Genomic DNA, 19,788 nt, shown 5'->3' with positions numbered 1-19,788 from the left:
CCTTTGCGCCGCCCGGGCGGCTCGAGTCCTGGGCGCACCACGAGCCGGGCGCTAGCTCTGAGAGACGTTTCCTCCTTTCGATGGGGTAAGCGCTGGGGCCGGACCGCCGCGCTGCTTACCAAACCTACTATCAAAACTTCGTGAGCTACGGTATGATAAACGGACTGTCTTCTTTTTGCGCTACCTTCTTGCTGCTGCTGAGCGCCAGCCTGGCCAGCCGGGCACAGGGCCCTGCGGCGGGCCGCGAGCACCTGCTGCTGGACGCCGGCTGGCGCTTCGCCTACGGCCATCCGTCTGACCCGAAGCAGGATTTCACCAACGGCACCAGCTACTTTTCCTACCTGGCCAAGACGGGAAATGGCGACGGCGCGGCGGCCGTCAAGTTTGACGACCGCGCTTGGCGGCAGCTCGACCTGCCGCACGACTGGGCCGTGGAGCAGGGTTTTAGCGAGCAGGCCAGCTTCAGCCACGGCTTCAAAACCGTGGGCCGCGCCTTTCCCAACACCAGCGTGGGCTGGTACCGCAAGTCGTTTGCAGTGCCGGCCAGCGACTTGGGCCGGCGCATCAGCCTCGATTTTGACGGCGTGTACCGCAATTCCATCGTGTGGGTGAACGGGCACTACCTCGGCACCCAGGCCAGCGGCTACAACGGCTTTCAGTACGACATTTCCGACTACCTCCACTACGACGGCAAGCCCAACGTGATTGCGGTGCGCGTGGACGCCACGATGGAGGAAGGCTGGTTTTACGAAGGCGCGGGCATTTACCGCCACACCTGGCTCACCAAAACTGCGCCGCTGCACGTGGCGCCCCACGGCACGTTCGTCACCACCAAGCTCGACGGCAGCGCGGCCACCCTCACGGCCAAAACCACCATTAAAAACAGCGCGCTAACGCCCCAAACCTTCGACGTGGTGCAGGACGTGGTGGACGCGGCCGGCCAAATCGTGGCCACGACCCAGGTGCGGCAGCTGCACCTGGGGGCCGCCCGCGAGCAAGAGTTCACCTGCACCATTCCGGTGGCCAATGCCCGGCTGTGGTCCATCGAAACGCCCTACCTCTACAAGCTGGTGACGCGCGTGCAGCAGGCCGGCGCGGCCGTTGACCAGTACGAAACCCGGTTTGGCGTGCGGACCATTCGCTTCGACGCCAACGAGGGCTTCTTCCTCAACGGCCAGCACGTGAAGATCAAGGGCACCAACAACCACCAGGAGCACGCGGGCGTGGGCACGGCCATCCCCGACGCCCTGCAGGACTGGCGCATTAGGCAGCTCAAGTCGTTCGGCAGCAACGCGTACCGCTGTTCACACAACCCCCCTACCCCCGAGCTTCTCGACGCCTGCGACCGGCTGGGCATGCTGGTCATCGACGAAAACCGCCTGATGGGCATCACCGAGCCCTTACTGAACGAGCTGAAAACGCTGATGGTGCGCGACCGCAACCACCCGAGCATCATCAGCTGGTCGATCGGCAACGAGGAGTGGGCCATTGAGAGCAACGTTCTGGGGGCCCGCATTGCGGCCACCATGCAGGCCTACGCCAAAACCATCGACTCGACGCGGGCCATCACCGCGGGCATCAGCGGCGGCTGGGGCCAAGGCACCTCCACTACCATCGACGTGATGGGCTACAACTACATTGCCCAGGGCAGCACCGACGCCCAGCACGCCAAGTTTCCGCAGCAGCCCGGCTGGGGCACCGAGGAAGGCTCCACGTTTGCCACGCGCGGCGTGTACGTGACCGACATGGCCAAGCACTACATCGCGGCCTACGACAAAAAGCCGCGCCCGAGCTTTTACAGCATCGAGGAAGGCTGGCGCCACTACGCCGACCGGCCCTACCTGGCGGGCCTGTTCATCTGGACGGGCTTCGACTACCGGGGCGAAGCCACGCCGTTCCGGTGGCCGTCGGTCACGTCGTATTTCGGCATGCTGGACCTCTGCGGCTTCCCCAAAGACGACTACTACTACCTGAAATCGTGGTGGACCACCCAGCCCACCCTGCACCTGCTGCCCCACTGGAACTGGGCCGGCAAGGAAGGCCAACCCATCGACGTGTGGGCCTACAGCAACTGCGACGAGGTGGAGCTGTTTCTAAACAACAAAAGCCTGGGCAAAAAGGCGATGACCAAAAACTCGCACCTCGAATGGCAGGTGCCCTACGCCTCCGGCACGCTGGCCGCCGTGGGCTACCGCAACGGCAAAAAAATTGCCACCGACCAAGTGCAGACAACCGGCCCGGCCGCCGCCATTGCCCTGGCCGCCAGCAGCGCAACGGTGCAGGCCAACGGCGAAGACGTATCGGTTGTGACGGTGCGCATTGAGGCCAAAAACCAGCGCCTGATGCCGACCGCCGACTCGGAAGTAACGTTCAGCCTGCGGGGCCCCGGTAAGATAATCGGGGTCGGCAACGGCGACCCGACCTCGCTCGAACCCGACCAGTTTTTGCCAACCGTGCGGGCGCTGCCCATCGAAAACGTCAAAGAAAAGGGCTTCGGCGGCCCGGTGAGCGGCGCGGAAACCGGCGCTGCCTTCGATGATTCCGGCTGGGGTAGCGCGGCCGCCCGCCAGTACGACGCCGCAACCGAGCTCGTTCCCACGGCCCAGGCGTACGTGAACCGCGGGAGTTTTGAGCTGCCAGCGGACTTGTCGGCAGCGCAGATTACGTTCTTTTACCAGCCCATTGGCCAGCAGCAGTCCATCTACATCAACGGCCACGCGCTGGCCCAAAACCTGACGGGTGAGCAGGCCAGCGCCCAGGGCTACCAGCTCGATAAAAGCTGGCTCAAGCCGGGCCGCAATAGCCTGGCAGTCGTTTCGGTGCCCTTCGTCAAAAAGCAAATCTGGGACGTTTTCAACATTGACCCCGGCACGGTACAGGTCATTACCCCGGCCGCCGCCTGGCGGCGCAAGGCGTTCAACGGCCTCGCGCAAGTGCTGGTGCAGGGCACGCGCACGCCCGGCGACATTACGCTCACCGCTACGGCGCCCGGCCTGAAGGCCAGCGTACTCAAAATCAAGTCGGTGGCTGCTACTCCCCGGCCCGCTTTATAGGGCAGGTTTTCCAGCCCCGCCCCGCTTGTCACTTGCTGCAGCTGCGCATCAGCCAGCTGCGCTACCTTTTTTTCTTACCCTTCTTATGAAGAAAATTTCGCTGCTTTTTCTTGGCATGTGTGCTTCGTTTCAGGCCTTTAGCCAAGGCAACAACTACGTGCAGAACTACAAGAAATTCGATAACCTAGCCCTCACGCCCCCGATGGGCTGGAACAGCTGGAACAAGTTTGCCTGCAACGTCGATGAAAACCTCATCAAAGAAGTGGCCGATGCGATGGTAGCCACCGGCATGAAAGACGCCGGCTACACCTACATCAACATCGACGACTGCTGGCACGGCGAGCGCGACGCGCAGGGCTTTATTCACCCCGATGCCAAGCGGTTTCCTTCGGGCATGAAGGCCCTGGCCGACTACGTGCACAGCAAAGGGCTGAAATTTGGCATCTACTCCGACGCGGGCTCCCAAACCTGCGGTGGCCGGCCCGGCAGCCGGGGCTACGAGTTTCAGGATGCCCAGATGTACGCCGAGTGGGGCGTCGATTACCTCAAATACGACTGGTGCAACACCGAGGGCCTGAAGGCCGAAGGCGCCTACAAAACCATCACGGCCGCCATCCGCAAGGCCGGGCGGCCCATGGTGCTCAGCATTTGCGAGTGGGGCAACGACAAGCCCTGGGAGTGGGGCCCCACCGTGGGCCACCTGTGGCGCACCACCGGCGACATCTACAACTGCTTCGACTGCATCAACGACCACGGCACCTGGAAATCGTGGGGCGTGATGCAAATCATGGACAAGCAGCAGCACCTGCGCCAGTACGCCGGCCCCGGCCACTGGAACGACCCCGACATGCTGGAAGTCGGCAACGGCATGCCCGCCAACGAGGACCGCGCCCACTTCACCATGTGGAGCATGATGGCCGCCCCGCTCATCACCGGCAACGACCTGCGCAAGATGAGCCCGCAGACCAAAGAAATCCTGACCAACAAAGAAGTGCTCGCCATCGACCAGGACAAGCTGGGCGTGCAGGGCTACCGCTACGCCGCCAAGGACAGCCTCGAAACCTGGCTCAAGCCCCTGGCCGACGGCAAGTGGGCCGTGGCCTTCCTCAACCGCAGCAAAAAACCCCAGCCCGTTCGCTTCGACTGGAAGGCCACCCCCATCACCGACGAGGTGTCGAAAGCCGAGCTGAACGCGGCTAAAACCACCTACCGCCTGCGCAACCCCTGGACGCACAAGGATGTGGGCACCACCAAAAAGGCCTTCGCAGCCACCGTACCCAGCCACGACGTGGTGGTACTGCTGCTAAGCAAGTAGCCATCGGGTAAGCGATAGATTATTGGAGCGCATCAAAAAATTAGGGCCCCCAGATTCAAGGGATGGCTAACTGCCTTGCGGCCTACCGGGACCAGGGCTACCGGCGGCAGGTGGGCAAGCAATTCTGTACTGCTGACAATGCGGGAACTCTGGCAGGCCTGGGCAAGTTACCCCGACAGCTTATACACATGAAATTTGTTTCATATATTTGTTTCGTCTTATGAACTCCGCCCCCACCGCACCGCTAGTAGATATGGGCCTCGATATCGAGAAGATGGAGAAGGTGGCCTTTATTCTCAAAACCACGGCTCACCCCACGCGCATTGCCATTGTGCAACTGCTGGCCGCCCACGACAGCCTCTCGGTGGGCGACATCTGCGAGCGGCTGGGCGGCGCCGAGCAGTCGCTGACCTCGCACCACCTGGCCACTATGAAAAGCAAGGGCCTGCTCAGCAGCTCGCGCAGCGGCAAAAACATTTATTACTCATTGAAAATGAGAGAGGTAATCGACGTCATTCAGTGCCTGGCAGCGTGTACCTTCCTGTAAGCGGCGCGGTTTTTTTTGGCACAATACATGAACAAACCATCATAATTTCATCTGTTTCGCCCCGCCCGCCATGTTGCATTACCTGGGTTACTTCGCCGCCATTTTCATTGGCTTGTCGCTCGGCATTATGGGCGGGGGCGGCTCCATCCTCACGGTGCCCGTGCTGGTGTATTTGATGGGCGTGAGCCCGGTGCTGAGCACGGCCTACTCGCTGTTTGTGGTGGGCAGCACGTCGGTGGTGGGGGCGTCGGGCTACTTCCGCAAGGGCCTGGTGTCGCTGAAAACCGCCATCGTGTTCCTGTTGCCGTCGCTGGCCGCCGTGTTTCTGGTGCGCAAGGTGCTGCTGCCGGCCATTCCGCAGGTGCTCTTTAGGGTGGGCAGCACCGTGTTCACCAAAGACTTACTGGTGCTGGTGGCCTTTGCAGTACTCATGGTGGTAGCCGCGGCCTCCATGATCCGCAGCAAGCAGCCCGACGGCGTACCCGACGGCGCGGCCGCGCCGGTCCATGCCTTCAACTACCCGCTCATACTCGGCATTGGCCTGGTGGTGGGGTTGCTCACGGGTTTTGTGGGCGCGGGGGGCGGCTTCCTCATCATCCCGGCCTTGGTGCTGGGGGCGCGCCTGCCCATGAAGCTGGCCGTGGGCACTTCGCTGGCCATCATTTCGCTGAACTCGCTCATCGGCTTCACCGGCGATTTGAGCGCCGGGCGGGCCATGGACTGGTCGTTTCTGCTGGGCTTTCTGGCCTTTGCGCTGAGCGGCATCGTGCTAGGCACCTACCTGGCCCGCTTCATTCCGGGGGCCCGGCTCAAGCCCGCCTTCGGGTGGTTCACGCTGGCCATGGGCGCGTTTATCCTCACCAAAGAGCTGCTGTTTCACCACGCCTAAACTGACCTTTCAGCCCGCATCCGCTCCCGTTTCTTTCCCCGTTTTTTCGCCTGCATCATGAAAATCGAACAGTTTGAAGACAAGGGCCTGGCCCACTTCTCGTACGCTATTCTCAGCGACTGCGCCCAGGAAATCGTGCTCATCGACCCCGCCCGCAACCCCCAGCCCTACTACGACTTCGCCCGGGCGCACGAGGCGAAAATCGTGGCCGTTATCGAAACCCACCCGCACGCCGACTTCGTGTCGTCGCACCTGGAAATTGCCCAAGCCACCGGCGCCGTTATCCGCGTGAGCCAGCTCCTCGGGGCTGATTATGAGCACGAAGCCTTTGACGAGGGCGACTCGTTTACGAGCGGCAAGCTCACGTTTCGGGCCCTGAACACGCCCGGCCACTCGCCCGATTCGCTCAGCATCGTGCTCAGCCGGGCGGGGAAGGACGTGGCCGTGTTCACCGGCGACACGCTCTTCATCGGCGACGTGGGCCGGCCCGACCTGCGCGAAACCGCCGGCAACCTCACCGCCCGGCGCGAGGAGCTGGCCCGCCAGCTGTACCACAGCCTGCGCACCAAGCTTCTGCCCCTGGCCGACGACGTGCTGGTGTACCCGGCGCACGGCGCGGGCAGCCTCTGCGGCAAGGCCCTCAGTGGGGCCAACAGCAGCACCATCGGCGCCGAGAGAATCGGCAACCCCATGCTGCGCCCGCTGGGCGAAGCTGAGTTTGTGCAGGAGCTGCTGGCCGACCAGCCGTTCATTCCCAAGTACTTTGGCTACGACGTGGCCCTCAACAAGGCCGGCGCGCCCGCTTACGCCCCTAGCGTGCAGCAGGTGAAGCGCCTATCCCCCGGCACCGCGCTGGCGGCCGGCGCGGTCGTCATCGACGCGCGCCCCGAAAGCGCGTTCAAGCGGGGCCACGTGGCCGGGGCCCTCAACATTCAGCAAGGCGGCAAATTTGAAACCTGGCTGGGCTCCATTGTGGGGCCCCAGGAGCCGTTTTATCTCCTGGCCGCCGACGCGGCGACTTTGGAAGACCTGATTCAGAAGACGGCCAAAATCGGCTATGAGCCGTTGATTGAGGGCGCGCTGGTGGGCACGCCGGCCACCGATGCCACCACGCCCGCGCTCGACGTGGCCGCCTTCCGCCAGCACCCGGAGCAGTACACCATCGTGGACATCCGCAACCCAGTGGAGCACCGCGACGAGCCCATTTTCGCCGGTTCGCTCAGCATTCCGCTACCCGAGCTGCGCGAGCGGGCCCAGGAGATTCCGACCGACCGGCCCGTGGTGGTGCACTGCGCCGGCGGCTACCGCTCGGCAGCCGGCAGCAGCATCGTAGCGGCCGCCTTACCCGGTACCGCAGTGCTCGATTTGGGCGAGGCCGTGAAGTCGTTCCCGGTGCTGGCCCTGGCGGCTCGCTAATGAGCCAGCCCTACCCCCTCTTTCTATCCTTGCCTTTTGCTATGCTTGATTTCTTGCAACAACCCTGGCCCTGGTACGTGGCCGGGCCCCTAATTGGCCTCACGGTGCCGGCACTGCTGCTCGTGGGCAATAAGGCCTTGGGCATCAGCAGCGCACTGCGCCACGTATGCGCGGCCTGCGTGCCGGCCGGCATCCCATTTCTGACTTACAACTGGCGGGCCGAAGCCTGGAATCTGGTGTTTGTGCTCGGCATCGTGCTGGGCGGCTTCATCGACTACCGGCTCCTGGGCCACCCCGAAGCGGTGGCCATTTCGGCCGCTACGGTGCACGATTTGAAGGCTGAAATGCACCTCACCGACTTCTCCGGCCTGCTGCCCAAGGAGTTGTTTGCCCTCGGCAACCTGGCCAACTGGAAGGGCTGGGTATTTATGGTGCTGGGGGGCTTTTTGGTGGGCTTCGGCACGCGCTACGCGGGCGGCTGCACCTCGGGGCACGCCATTTCGGGGCTCTCCAACTTGCAGTGGGTGTCGCTGGTAGCCGTCGTTGGCTTCTTTGCCGGCGGGCTGTTCATGACCTGGGTTGTTTATCCCATGCTATTTTAACTACCTGCCATGAAATACATTAAGTACCTGGCACTAGGCACGTTATTTGGAATAATCCTCACCAAAAGCGAAGTCATCAGCTGGTTTCGGATTCAGGAGATGTTCCGCTTCCAGGCCTTCCACATGTACGGTGTCATCGGCTCGGCCATCGTGGTGGGCATGGTTTCGATTCAGCTCATCAAGCGCAATCGGCTCAAGACAATCAGCGGCGAGCCCATTGTACTGGCCGACAAGAAATTCAACCACGGCATCTGGATTGGGGGCTTCATCTTCGGCCTCGGCTGGGCCATCACCGGGGCCTGCCCCGGCCCGCTGTTTGCGCAGTTGGGCAGCGGCGTGGGCGCGGCGGCGGTCATGATTTTGGCCGCCCTGGCCGGCACCTGGACCTACAGCGCCCTGCGCGAAAAGCTGCCGTACTAGGCATATAGCTCGGTCGTTAGCCCACCCCGGCTGCGGCCGAGGGCCTCATTGCCAAGGCGTTTTTTTACCTACCCGCTTGCGCGCTGGTGCGCCCGCGTAGTCGTCGAATCCAGCAACGCCGCATCCACTTCCGGCAGGCGCACGGCCGAGAACGGGCGCTGCCAGGTGCCTTTCTATGCCCAGCGCAAGGCCCGCTTGCGCACCGAATCGTGCTTGCTGAAGCGCCTGGGTAGGATACGCCGCGTGCCACCGTAGCGTATGACCCGGAGCATGGCATTCAAAAACAGGCGGTTATAGGCTTCCGTACAGCCTACTTCGCGAGCCTTACCCGCCAAATGCGGGAGAGCTTTTCCCACGCGCCTTCACTCAATTCGTCACCCTCAAGTCCCGTACCGCAAAGCCAATTGCCCGTAGGCCCTAGTTGATCAACCACGCCCTTCGTTGTCTTTAAAAGGTGGCTAGCCGCCTGGTTTCCTGTTACAGCACTTCCAGCGGCAACACCAGGCCCCCGCTCTGCGCGAGGCGCGCGAAATAGATCGTAGGTTCCAGCAACTGGTAAGGAAAGTACAGGCCGGCCGGGGTCGGAGGCTGGCCATCGAGCCCGGTGAGCCGCTCCAAGAGCATAGCGACCCCAAGGCCGGTCAGCGGGGCTGCGCCGCCCCGGTGCACCACCGCCTGCCGGGTGCGCAGGGGCTGTCCCGCGTGGTCTTCCCCGCTCAGCTCCAGAATGATTTCGGTCGACTTCGGCTCCCCCCGGCGGCGGCTTGAACTTACCCCCATGGCGAGATTAAACTGCACGTTCGGCGCGTTGGTGGCCGTTGCTAGGCCCACGACATCAATGGAGGAGAAGCCAGTGGCGTCTACTAGGGTGCCGTCGACGGCCCGGAACGTGGTCCTGGCCTCCTCGCCTGCCCGCCAGATGTAGGCGCCGTCGCGCCGGGTGAAGGCCGCGGGCAGCAGCTGGGCAAAGTGCGCAAAGTCGGCGGCCACGGCCGGCCCACCCGCGTCCTGCTCATCCACGAGCGCGCCGATGGTAATGCCCTGCACCCGGCCAAACGCGTTGGCCGCTGCCAAGGCGGGCAAGGTGGTGGCCCCAACCAGCCATTCATAGCCGAGCACGATGGGGGCGGCGTGCGGCTGGTGCATGTAGGCCGCTATTTCGGGCGCAATCTCAAAGATGCCCGTCGAGATGCTCAGGAACGGCACCCCGCGCTCTTGCGCAAACCGAAGCGCGGCCAAGGTATGGTCCATGTAGAAGATGACAACCGCGCTGATGGAGCGCTGGCCCAGGCCGAGGCCAGGGGCGGTTAGGTCCAGCCGTACGCCCTGCGCATTGCCGATTTCAGCCGCCGCCGCGTCGGCCTTGGCCAGGTCGCGCCCCCCGATCAGGAGCGGCACTTCGGGGTGAGTAGCCCGTAGAAATTGCGCGGTCTGGCGACCAATTGCGCCGGCACCACCGATAAGCAGAAGAGGAGCTTGTGTCATGATAAGGTTGTTTAGAAAGTTGTTGGTTACTTTTAACAAAGGTAACCTACTATTAGTAACCTACCAATAGTAAGTTACTAATAGTAGGTTAAACAACCATTTTTCTACACCCACTCTTGCTAGCTCGTACCAACTCAGCCCCCCTGCATGCTTCAGCCTTCTGAACTAGACGCGCCGCAGCCAGCTTCGAGCCGCCTGCCCAAGGCGGAGCGTCGGCGCCAATTACTAGCCATGGCCTTGGTTATCGTCCGCGAGGAAGGGGCCGACCGGCTGACGCTCGGCCACCTAGCGACACGGGCTGGCGTGTCGAAGCCCATTACGTACGAACACTTTGGCACCCGGGCGGGGCTGTTGGCCGCACTCTACAAGGCCCTCGATGAACAGCATACCCAGGCGTTGCAAGCGGCATTGAGCGGCGAGCAACGAGGCCTGGCGGATACGGCCCAGGTACTGGCCAGCGCTTACGTTCGCTGTTCCTTGAAGATGGGGGGCGAATGGCAAGCGGTCGGCGCGGCCCTGTCCGGCAGCGAGGAAATGGCGGCCGTGCAGCAGGAGCTACTGGCGGGGTATGCCCACCTGTTTGTCGCGGCGCTCGGGCCGCATAGCGCGTACTCACCGGCCGCGCTGCATCGGTACTGCGTCGGGCTTATCGGGGCCGGGGAGGCGCTATCCGTGCTGATGCTCGCGGGCAATTGCAGCGAGCAGGAAGCTACGGCAACCTTCGCTGCGCTGATTCAAGGCGGGTTACACGTACCTGCCGCCTAGCGCTTACTTCGTGCAAACGCCCGCGAAACTCACCAACCCACCCGAATAAGATTTACTATTGGGAAACTTAGCTTTTGCTCAATCGGCTTGACCCAGAAAGTGTCCTTCTTTGTCATCAAATCCATGTAGAACTGGTTATCAGCAGTTCCTTGATCAGCTACCAATGAATCGGTAATAACGGTGAGCTTTGAGGTGCCTGCTACTTGGTACGAGCTGTACTGTATGCCCTTGTATTTGCGGCTGCAGGAGATTCTCATTCCCAAGAAGAGCAGCGGTGCCACAAAAAAAACTAGGAGGAAGCGAAGAGCATAAACAAGCATTGGTAGTCGTTTGAACTACAATTATTTCTCAACGAGATAACCCCTACACCCCTCCCGGGGCCCTACGCTGGGGCCAGCACCAGAGCCACGCGGCTGGGCAGGTACACGCGCAGGTGCTGCTCGTAGGTTTCGTAGATGTAGCACTCGTCGGGCCGGTCGAAGCCGCCGAACTGGCCGCTGTCGGAGGAGAGCACCACGCGGTAGCGGCCCTCCTTGGGCACCCAGAAGCGGTAGTCGGGCTGGCTCTGCGTCACGTGCAGGTTGACGATGACCACCAGCGGGCCCCGGGCGAAGGCCAGCACCTTGTGCTCCTCGTCGTGGTGCAGCAGCTGGGCCGGGCCGGCGGCCAGCACGTGGCGCGCCTTGGCCAGGTGAATCAGGGCCTTGTCGAAATTGCCGAGGAAGTGGAATTTCAGGTCGGGGTTGTCGGCCAGGCTCCACTGGCGGCGGGCGTACTGGTAGCTCCAGCCGTTGCCCGCGCGGGGGAAATCGACCCACTCGGGGTGCCCGAACTCGTTGCCGATGAAGTCGAGGTAGGCCTCGCCGCCGGCCGTGAGCGTCACCAGGCGGATGATTTTGTGCAGCGCCAGGGCCCTCGCGGCGTTCGGGTCGGGGTCGGCCGCCTGCATGTGGTGGTAGATGCCGTCGCCGAACAGCCACTGGGCCAGCGTTTTGTCGCCTACCAGGGCCTGGTCGTGGCTTTCGGCGTAGGCCACCGTTTTCTCGCCTTCGCGGCGATTGGTGAGCACGTGCCAGAGGTCGCCCAGGTTCCAGCCCTCGTCGGGCGTATGCTTGAGCAGCTTGATCCAATAGTCAGGGATGCCCATGGCCAGGCGGTAGTCGAAGCCGATGCCGCCCTCGGTAATCGGGCGGCCCAGGCCGGGCAGGCCGCTCATGTCCTCGGCCACCAGCAGGGCCCCCTTCTTGAACTCGTGCACCAGCGTGGTGGCCAGCTGCAGGTACAGGATGGCGTCTTCGTCGGCCCCGGGCCCGAAGTACTGGTCGTAGCCTACGAAGGCCACGCCCTCGCCGTGGTGGTGGTAGAGCATGCTCGTCACGCCGTCGAAGCGGAAGCCGTCGAAGTGAAACTCCTCCAGCCAGTAGCGCAAGTTGCTGAGCAAGAACTGCTGTACCTCGGGCCGGCCGTAGTCGAACAGCTTCGAATCCCAGCCCGGGTGGTTGCCCCGCTCGCCCTTGTGGAAGTACAGGTTGCCCGAGCCGTCGAAGTCGGCCAGGCCCTCGGCCTGGTTTTTCACGGCGTGCGAGTGCACCACGTCGAGCAGCACGGCGATGCCGCGGCGATGGGCCTCGTTGATCAAATACTTCAACTCTTCAGGGGTGCCGAAGCGCGAGCTGGGCGCGAAAAAGTTGGCCACGTGGTAGCCAAACGAGCCGTAGTACGGGTGCTCCATCACGGCCATCAGCTGCACGCAGTTGTAGCCGTCGGCCTCGATGCGGGGCAGCATCTCATCGGCAAACTCGCGGTAGAGGCCCACGCGGTACTCCTCGGTGGCCATGCCCACGTGTGCCTCGTAGATGAACGGCTCCTTGACGGCGGCGGCCACGCGAAACTTCTGGTCCGTCCAGGCGAAGGCGGTGGCGGGGCGCCACACCTGGGCGGCGTAGTCCTTGGTGTGGTCGTCCTGCACCACGCGGCGGGCAGTGGCGGGCAGGCGGTCCTGGGCCCCGTTGGCGCTGACCACGTGCACTTTGTACTTACTGTTGTGCACCAGCCGGTCCTTGTACTCTTTGTCGGGCAGGAAAATTTCCCACACCCCGTAGTCGAGCCGCTGCAAGGGGTTGGCCTGGCGGTCCCAGCCGTTGAAGTCGCCGATGAGGTAGAGCGCCTCGGCCCCCGGGGCCCACTCGCGGTAGCGGAAGCCGCGGCGGCGGCCGTCGTAGTGCAGGCCCAGCTGCTGGTGGGCCGTGGCGTAGGCGTCGAGCGAGCCGTGGTGCTGCGCGATTTCGGCCAGGCGGGCGGCCAGGCGGGCCTGGCGCTGGCGCAGCACGGGCTCGTAGGGTGCCAGCCAGGAGTCGTGCTGCACGAGCAGCAACTGGGGCACGGGAGCAGCAAGCGGGGCGGTGGGTTCCATGGGCGGGGCGGCAGGGTTTGGCAATTGGTAGGCGAAAGGTAGCGGCGGGGCTGCGAATGCGGGCCCCTGGGAACCGCGGCAACGGTTAGCGGGCAGGGCAGCCAGCGAAAAGCCGGCAGCCCGGAGCCAACCGCCCCCGCAAATCCGCGTTACTTGCAGGTATGAAAATTCGTGTAATCTTTTTGCCTTTGGCCGTGCTGGCGGCCTGTACCAGCGGGCAGCCGCGCACTCCCAAGGTGGGGGCCCCCGGGGCGGCGCTGGAAGGCTCGGGCCTCTCGACGGTGCCCACCGGGGCGGGGGCCCCGCTGCTGGCAGCCCACGCCATGGTCATTTCGGCCCACCCCGCGGCCTCCAAAGTGGGACTGGATATTTTGCAAAAAGGCGGCAATGCCTACGATGCAGCCGTGGCCGTGCAGTTTGCGCTGGCCGTGGTGCTGCCCGTGGCGGGCAACATCGGCGGCGGCGGCTTCCTGGTGTACCGGGCTTCCGACGGCACCGCTGGCACCCTCGATTTCCGCGAAACGGCGCCCGCCGCCGCCACGCGCGACATGTACCTCGACGCGGCCGGCAACGTGGTGCCCGGCCTGAGCACGGCGGGGGCCCTGGCCGTGGGCACGCCCGGCTCGGTAGCCGGCATGGTGGCCCTGCACGACAAGCTGGGCAAGCTGCCCTGGGCCGCATTGGTGGCCCCCGCCATCAAGTTAGCCCGCGGCTATGCCCTCACCGAGCGCGAGGCGGGGGGCCTCAACCGGGCCCACGACGATTTCATTAAGTACAACCCCGGCAACCCCTCGGCCTACGTGCGCCCCGGCGGCACCTGGCACCCCGGCGACACCGTGCGCCTGCCCGAGCTGGCCTCCACCCTGATCCGCATTCAGGACCAGCAGCGCGGCGGGTTTTACCAGGGCGAAACGGCGCGCTACATCCTAGAGGAAATGCGCCGCCGCGGGGGTCTCATCACCCAAAAAGACCTCGACGGCTACCAGCCCAAGTGGCGCGCGCCGCTGCGGGGCCAGTACCGCGGCTACGACGTCATCACGATGCCGCCGCCCAGCAGCGGCGGCGTGGCCCTGCTCCAGGCCTTCCAGATGCTGGAACCCGTGAACCTGAGGGCCCTGGGCTACCACACGCCCGCCGCCACGCACCTCATCACAGAGGTCGAGCGGCGCGTGTACGCCGACCGCGCCACCTACCTCGGCGACCCCGACTTCGGGCGCGTGCCAGTGGCGCAGCTCCTAGCGAAGGATTACAACAAGCAGCGGGCCAGCACCATCCGCACCGACGGCCGCGCCACGCCCAGCGCCGAGGTAACCGCCGGCCCCGGCCTGCCCGGCTACGAAAGCAACGAAACCACCCACTACAACATCGTGGACGCGGCCGGCAACGCCGTAAGCTGCACCACCACCCTCAACGGGGCCTACGGCAGCAAAGTGGTGGTGCCCGGCGCAGGCTTTTTGCTGAACAACGAGATGGACGACTTCTCGGCCAAGGCCGGCGTGCCCAACATGTTCGGCCTGGTGGGCGGCACCGCCAACGCCGTGGCCCCCGGCAAGCGCATGCTCAGCAGCATGACGCCCGCCATCCTGGCCCGCGGCGGCAAGCTGGCCCTGGTGGTGGGCACGCCGGGCGGCAGCACCATCATCACCGGCGTGCTCACCACCATCCTCGGCATCGTGGACTACGGCCTCGACCCGCAGCAGGCCGTGGCCGCCCCGCGCCTGCACCACCAGTGGCTGCCCGACTACATCGACGCCGAAGCCGGGGCCCTCACCCCCGCCGCCCAGGCGGCGCTCCAGGCCAGCGGCTACACCATCCACCCCCGGGGCCCCTGGGGCCGCGTCGAGGCCATCGAGGTGCTGCCCAACGGCCAACTCGCCGGCGGAGCCGACCCCCGCGGCGACGACAAAGCCCTGGGCTACTAGCTGTAGCGCGGACTACAAAGCCCGCACTACAGCCCACAAAAAAAGGCTGCCGACCCGTGTGGGTCGGCAGCCTTTTTTATTCAGCGAAAACGCAGACTAGCCTTTCAGCTGCGAGCCGGCGCTGCTCAGGGCCTGGCCCAGCTGCTGGAGCTTGGCTTGGGCATCGGGCGTGGCCGAGGCGGCGGCCTTGCTGGTGTGCTCGCCCAGGGTGGTCAGGCTGCTGGCCAGGGCGCTGGTGTCGGAAGCGCCGCTGCTCAGGGCGTCGTGCAGTTTCTGCAGCTCCGAGCTGATGCCCGAGAGCTGGCTGTTGCCCTTCAGGGTTTGAATCCAGCCGGCAATGTTGGGGCCGGCTGCACCTGCGGCGTTAGCCAAGCCGCCTTGCAGGGCGGTGAGGGTGGCGTCGAGTTGGGCGGTACCGCCTTGCGATTGGGAATTATCCATGGTAGTGTGGGAAAGGGTGAGGGTGAGATTGTGCGGTGTTAACGCGGCACGGCACCAGTTGTTAACTATTTCATGTACAATATTTTGGCATTGAAAAAGAAATGATTTGGTAACAAACTTTCCCAGGGTGAAGCGGTTCTGCAGCGGCTCATTTTAGTTTCATCATTTTGGACTCCGGGGCCCACCTGAAGAAAAATTAAGGTGGGGCTCAGGCCGGCTTCAGGCCGGGGCGCGTGCTTGCCGGCACGTTGACCACGGCCGCCCGGCCGCCCCCGCTGATGCCCTTCCGACTACTCCTCGCCGCCCTGGCCCTGGGGGCCCTGCTGGCCCGCCCCGCCGGGGCCCAAAACCCCGACCTGCCCCCGGCCACCGCCCGCCCCACCACGGCCCCCGCCGGCACGCTGGTGCTGGCCCTCGACAACGCCGGGCAGCGTCTCAACGGCCAGTTCAACCTGAAAGCCTACGGCCTGGCCGTGCACTTGCTCAACAACAAGGTGCCGCTGCGCTGGGTAATCCGCAGCGGCAAGGGCAAGGACGAGCCCGACTTTACGGCCCTGGCGGCGCGGGCGGTGCCGCGCGCCGGGGCCCCGGCGGCGGCGGCGCGGGCCTTCCGGGCGGGGCCCCTGCTGGTGCTCCCGCGCGACACGGCCGGGGTGCGGGCGCTGGCCGCGGCTTTCAACGCCGCCCAGGGCACGGCCGTGAACCTTTACGAACTGCGCGAGGCCGCCACCGTGGACGTGCGCTACGTGCTGAACCAGCGGCCGGTGGCGGCCATCCTCAACGACGGCGGCAACGCGGCCATCCACCAGCGCTACATGCGGCTGGCCGGCATCAGCGGCAACGACAACGTGGCCCCCCTGCGGGCCCAGGACAACTACGCCACCCAAGTGGCCGTGGACCTGGACGGGCAAACGGACTGCTTCACCTTCGCCTCCGAGCCGCACTCCAACAACACGGCGGGCGGCGTGGTGGAGGCCATCCGGCGCTTCGCGGCGCGGGGCGGCAACTTCCTGGCCGAGTGCGAGGCCGTGGTGACCTACGAGAACTACGCCGGCGGCCGCTTCCTCACCAGCGGCGGCGTGGCCGATGCCGACGTGCGCGACGCCAACGCCCGCCGCTACCCCGCCCCCGACCAGCCGCTGGTGCAGTTCGAGGGCGAGTTCCGGGCCTCGGTACTGGGCGGCAGCGTTACGAACTGGCGCAGGGCCGCTGGCAGCGCCTTCGCCAACGGCGGCTACGCCGCCAGCCTGCTCAGCAGCAGCACCGACGAGGTGCTCGAAGCCAGCGCGGCCGACCTGTACGCCGGGCGCGGCGGGCTGGTGTTTTACCTCGGCGGGCACCAGTACGCGGGCACCACCGAAGACGACCTCAACGGCCAGCGCATGTACCTGAACGCCTTTCTGGTGCCGGCCACCACCTTCCAGAGCTGCAACGTGTTTGCCGACGAGAACGGCAACGCCCTGGCCACGGCCCTGCGCTACACCATCTGCCCCGGCGACTCGGCCCGCATTGTGCTGCCCGCCGCCACCGGGGCCCCCGAAACCTACGCCTGGGGCCCCGCCACCGGCCTCAGCCGCCTCACCGGGACCACCATGGCGGCGAGCCCCGCGGCCACCACCGCCTACACCGTGCAGGCCACCAGCGCCACCGGCACCCGCTACATCGGCGTGACGGTGGTGGTGCTGGCCGGCGGCACGCTGCGCATCGGCACCAGCGGCTGCCCGCCGCTGGCGGGCCAGGAAGTCGTGTTCCAGGCCGACGCCGGCGCCGATGCCCCGGGGGCCCTAACGTGGGACTTTGGCGACGGCACGCCTGCCGCCAGCGGCCCCGCCCACCGCTACGCCCAGCCCGGCCGCTACACCGTGCGCGCCAGCGGCCAGGCGGCCAGCGGCTGCCCCGTGCAGGCCACCACCGCGGTGGAGGTTGGCGCGTTCCAGGTACCCAACGTGTTCACGCCCAACGCCGACGGCCGCAACGACACCTTCGAGCTACCCGGCCTGCCCGCCGGCTCCAGTCTCCAGGTGTTCAGCCGCTGGGGCCAGCGCGTGTTCGCCGCCGACGGCTACGCCAACGACTGGGACGGCGCGGGCCAGCCGGCCGGCGCTTACTACTACCTGCTGCGCGTGGGCGGCTGCGGCACGCCCGTCAAGGGCTGGGTCGAAATCGTCCGCTAGGGCCCCGGGGCCCAAATAGCAAACGGCCCCCGGGCCCCGCCGCCCGCGAGGGGCAGCCGGGCCCGGGGGCCACGCAATTTATTCAAAGCCAGCGGACTAGTGCTGGGCGGGCTGGGTTTTGGCCACCAGGCGCAGGTTGCCGGCGGCGGTGATGAGCTTCTGGCTCAGCTCGCGGATTTTGTCGCCGTTGCCCTGGAAGTTGTGGGTGTTCAGGGCCGCCTGCGACGTAAGCTCGCCCATGCGCTGGAAGGCCACGGCCATGCCGGCGGCGTTGTTGTTGCCGATGTGGGTGTTGAGGGCTTCGAGCTCGTGCACGATGGGGCCCAGCACCTGCTGGTCGCCGCTGCGCAGGTATTGCAGCCAGTTGCTGACGTGGTTCTGGCCGGCGCTGGCGTCGCCTACAAAACCCTGCTGGGTGGCATCAAACAAGGAGCGGATGCCGGCTTCGGCTTCGGAAATGAGGTTCATCTTTTAGTTGTTGGTTTTTAGTTGTTCGTTGTCAGTGGCTAGTTGTCAGTTATTCGTTGTCCGTTGTCAGATGGTTCAAAAAAAGCCGACAACTGGCAACGAACAACTAAAAGAGGGGCAAAAATACAACCGGCGGCCGGCCCGCCGCTACGCCGCGCCGGCGGCGGCCAGGGCGCGCACGTCGGGGTGCTCGGGGTTGAGGACGATGACCGAAAACGGGTGCTGCTCGCCCTCGCGCTTCTCGATGCGCAGGGCCCCAGCCGTGCGCAGGCCGTTGAGCAGGTCGCGGCGCTCGTACTCGGGCAGGGCCGGAAATTCGTCCGTCAGCCGGCGCAGGAAGGGCGTGAGCCACAGCTCGTTCACGGGGCGGTGCTGGCTTAGGCGCAGCAGCTCGGCCACCATAAAGGCCAGGCAGCGCAGCTCGTCGGGGCCGGTGAGGGGGCGCACGGGGTCGAAGGCCGGGGCGGCCTCGGCGTCGGCCGGGGCGGGGGCCGCGGGGGCCCCCACTGCCGCGGCCCCGGCGGCGCGCGCGGGCGCAGGAGCCGCCGCTTCGGGCGCGGGGCGGCCGCGGCGGCGGGCTTCGAGCAGGGCCAGGGTGGCGGGCGGCAGCAGCTCGCGGGCGTCGAGGAAGTGCTGGGGCCCCAGGTTCTGGAGCAAGTCGCCGGAAGTGGCCTCGCGGAAGCCGGCCACCAGCACCTGCCGCGCCTGCCGGCGCAGGTGTTGCAGCAGCGGGATGTAGTCGCGGTCGCCGGCCACGAGCACAAACGTGCCAATGTCGGGCCGGGTGTAGAGCACCTCCATGGCGTCGATGCAGAGCTGCATGTCGGCGGCGTTTTTGTGGTGGGTGCCCAGCACGTTGCGCGTGCTCACGCCCATCAGGTACAGGCCGCCCTGGGGGGCGGTGGCCAGGCGCTCAAAGTCGGCGTAGGCGTTGAGCACCAGGCAGTCGAGGCCGCGGGTGGCCAGGTCTTCGCGCAGCTTGCGCACCAGCGCCAGCACGTAGTCGTTGAGGTCGGGGGGGTCGTGGAAGTGGTTTTTGAGAAAGTAGTACACGTTCTCAAAATCAACAAATACCGCCGCGTAGGACGGCCCTTCGGGAGCAGCACGGTTCGCCATGGGGGCAAAGGTAGCGGCCAGGGCCCCGGGTTGCTTTTGCGCCGGCCGCCCCGTTGCTTTGCCCGATGCTCGCCCCCTTCGCCTCGGCCCGCCTGCGCTACCGCCCCCTGGGCCCCCCCGACGCGGCCGGCCTGCTTGCCCTCGACGGCAACCCCGCCGCGCTGCGCTACCTGGGCACGCCGCCGCTCACTAGCATCGGCTAGGCCCGCGCCGCCCTGGCCCGCGTGCAGGATGCCTACCGCGCCGGGGCCCTGGCCCGCTGGGCTGTGGAGCTGCGCGCCACCGGCGAGTTTGTGGGCTGGGCGGGCCTCAAGCTGAACCATGAGCCGGTGAACGGCCGCACCGATTTCGTGGACCTGGGCTACCGCCTGCTGGAGCCGCACTGGGGCCAGGGCTACGGCACCGAGGCCGGCCGGGCCTGGCTGGCCCAAGGCTTCGGGGCCCTGGCGCTGCCGCTGGTGGCCAGCTACGCGGAGGCCACGCACGGGGCCTCGCGGCGCATTTTGGAGAAGGTGTGGCTGGAATTCATTAACCTATTCGACACCGCCGACGGCCGGCCCCACGCTTGGTACGAGGCCCCCAACCCGGCCCGGGCGCGGTAGCCCCGGGGCCCCGCCGGGCAACCACCCCGGCCCCCGAGGCGTAGCTTAAGCAGGCCGGCTTGCCGGTTGCAACCGTCTGCGCCGTGCGAACTTGCCCCGCCCACGCTGCCTTTTTAAGCAGCTGCGGGAAAGCAATCAGGCAATAAAACTCCGATTGCCC

Annotated in this window: 18 protein-coding genes; 12 read left to right on the top strand and 6 right to left on the bottom strand. The window is 65.6% G+C overall.

From position 1 onward, the window contains the following. The first annotated feature begins 152 nt into the window (after positions 1-152). The 7 genes from galA to EAH73_RS07550 all read left to right on the top strand — a co-directional run bounded on the left by galA (position 153) and on the right by EAH73_RS07550 (position 8,242). Complete coding sequence (galA, locus tag EAH73_RS07580; RefSeq protein WP_140465862.1) at positions 153-3,053, top strand: beta-galactosidase GalA; 2,901 nt, start codon at positions 153-155, stop codon at positions 3,051-3,053. An 85-nt stretch (positions 3,054-3,138) separates the two neighbouring features. Further along, a complete protein-coding gene (locus EAH73_RS07575; RefSeq protein WP_140465861.1) occupies positions 3,139-4,368 on the top strand; it encodes a glycoside hydrolase family 27 protein in 1,230 nt (409 codons plus the stop codon). Between the two features lie 220 nt (positions 4,369-4,588). Further along, positions 4,589-4,915 (top strand): ArsR/SmtB family transcription factor, encoded by a 327-nt coding sequence (locus EAH73_RS07570; protein ID WP_240047174.1) that lies wholly within the window; start codon positions 4,589-4,591, stop codon positions 4,913-4,915. 70 nt (positions 4,916-4,985) lie between these two features. Further along, positions 4,986-5,804 (top strand): sulfite exporter TauE/SafE family protein, encoded by an 819-nt coding sequence (locus tag EAH73_RS07565; RefSeq protein WP_193560190.1) that lies wholly within the window; start codon positions 4,986-4,988, stop codon positions 5,802-5,804. Between the two features lie 57 nt (positions 5,805-5,861). Continuing rightward, on the top strand, positions 5,862-7,220 hold the full coding sequence (locus EAH73_RS07560) for an MBL fold metallo-hydrolase (RefSeq protein ID WP_140465860.1): 1,359 nt from the start codon (positions 5,862-5,864) through the stop codon (positions 7,218-7,220). A gap of 41 nt (positions 7,221-7,261) precedes the next feature. Continuing rightward, positions 7,262-7,822 (top strand): YeeE/YedE family protein, encoded by a 561-nt coding sequence (locus EAH73_RS07555; protein WP_140465859.1) that lies wholly within the window; start codon positions 7,262-7,264, stop codon positions 7,820-7,822. 9 nt (positions 7,823-7,831) lie between these two features. After that, on the top strand, positions 7,832-8,242 hold the full coding sequence (locus EAH73_RS07550; RefSeq protein WP_140465858.1) for a DUF6691 family protein: 411 nt from the start codon (positions 7,832-7,834) through the stop codon (positions 8,240-8,242). A gap of 477 nt (positions 8,243-8,719) precedes the next feature. Here the strand turns inward: EAH73_RS07550 and EAH73_RS07540 are convergent, their stop codons facing one another. Continuing rightward, on the bottom strand, positions 8,720-9,640 hold the full coding sequence (locus EAH73_RS07540; RefSeq protein ID WP_205012969.1) for a hypothetical protein: 921 nt from the start codon (positions 9,638-9,640) through the stop codon (positions 8,720-8,722). A gap of 234 nt (positions 9,641-9,874) precedes the next feature. Between EAH73_RS07540 and EAH73_RS07535 the strand changes: the two genes are divergently transcribed. Beyond that, positions 9,875-10,492 carry a TetR/AcrR family transcriptional regulator gene (locus EAH73_RS07535; protein ID WP_140465855.1) on the top strand — a complete coding sequence of 206 codons (618 nt, stop codon included), beginning with the start codon at positions 9,875-9,877 and terminating at the stop codon, positions 10,490-10,492. 29 nt (positions 10,493-10,521) lie between these two features. On the opposite strand, the gene EAH73_RS07530 is transcribed toward EAH73_RS07535, so the two are convergent. Together EAH73_RS07530 and EAH73_RS07525 are read right to left on the bottom strand one after the other, a co-directional pair. Then, the gene (locus EAH73_RS07530; protein WP_140465854.1) at positions 10,522-10,773 is read right to left on the bottom strand and encodes a hypothetical protein; all 252 of its coding nucleotides are present in this window, start codon (positions 10,771-10,773) and stop codon (positions 10,522-10,524) included. 101 nt (positions 10,774-10,874) lie between these two features. Beyond that, a complete protein-coding gene (locus EAH73_RS07525; RefSeq protein ID WP_140465853.1) occupies positions 10,875-12,905 on the bottom strand; it encodes an alpha amylase C-terminal domain-containing protein in 2,031 nt (676 codons plus the stop codon). A gap of 161 nt (positions 12,906-13,066) precedes the next feature. On the opposite strand from EAH73_RS07525, the gene ggt reads away from it, so the two are divergent. Beyond that, complete coding sequence (ggt, locus tag EAH73_RS07520; RefSeq protein ID WP_240047173.1) at positions 13,067-14,827, top strand: gamma-glutamyltransferase; 1,761 nt, start codon at positions 13,067-13,069, stop codon at positions 14,825-14,827. Between the two features lie 96 nt (positions 14,828-14,923). On the opposite strand, the gene EAH73_RS07515 is transcribed toward ggt, so the two are convergent. Further along, the gene (locus EAH73_RS07515) at positions 14,924-15,268 is read right to left on the bottom strand and encodes a hypothetical protein (RefSeq protein ID WP_140465852.1); all 345 of its coding nucleotides are present in this window, start codon (positions 15,266-15,268) and stop codon (positions 14,924-14,926) included. Between the two features lie 278 nt (positions 15,269-15,546). On the opposite strand from EAH73_RS07515, the gene EAH73_RS23865 reads away from it, so the two are divergent. Then, positions 15,547-17,442 (top strand): gliding motility-associated C-terminal domain-containing protein, encoded by a 1,896-nt coding sequence (locus EAH73_RS23865; protein WP_140465851.1) that lies wholly within the window; start codon positions 15,547-15,549, stop codon positions 17,440-17,442. A 96-nt stretch (positions 17,443-17,538) separates the two neighbouring features. Here the strand turns inward: EAH73_RS23865 and EAH73_RS07505 are convergent, their stop codons facing one another. Next, on the bottom strand, positions 17,539-17,910 hold the full coding sequence (locus EAH73_RS07505) for a hypothetical protein (protein WP_140465850.1): 372 nt from the start codon (positions 17,908-17,910) through the stop codon (positions 17,539-17,541). Between the two features lie 147 nt (positions 17,911-18,057). Continuing rightward, positions 18,058-19,026, bottom strand: a complete 969-nt coding sequence (locus EAH73_RS07500) for an NYN domain-containing protein (RefSeq protein ID WP_140465849.1) — start codon at positions 19,024-19,026, stop codon at positions 18,058-18,060. A gap of 65 nt (positions 19,027-19,091) precedes the next feature. On the opposite strand from EAH73_RS07500, the gene EAH73_RS23005 reads away from it, so the two are divergent. Both EAH73_RS23005 and EAH73_RS07495 read left to right on the top strand, forming a co-directional pair. Next, complete coding sequence (locus EAH73_RS23005) at positions 19,092-19,229, top strand: hypothetical protein (protein ID WP_161599471.1); 138 nt, start codon at positions 19,092-19,094, stop codon at positions 19,227-19,229. A gap of 21 nt (positions 19,230-19,250) precedes the next feature. After that, a complete protein-coding gene (locus EAH73_RS07495; protein ID WP_161599470.1) occupies positions 19,251-19,628 on the top strand; it encodes a GNAT family N-acetyltransferase in 378 nt (125 codons plus the stop codon). Positions 19,629-19,788 lie beyond the last annotated feature (160 nt).

The sequence above is a fragment of the Hymenobacter nivis genome (assembly GCF_006439025.1).
In the GTDB taxonomy this organism is placed as follows: Bacteria; Bacteroidota; Bacteroidia; order Cytophagales; family Hymenobacteraceae; genus Hymenobacter; species Hymenobacter nivis_A.
The sequence above is the reverse complement of the archived record's forward strand: the minus strand, read 5'-3'. Positions and strand labels throughout refer to the sequence as shown.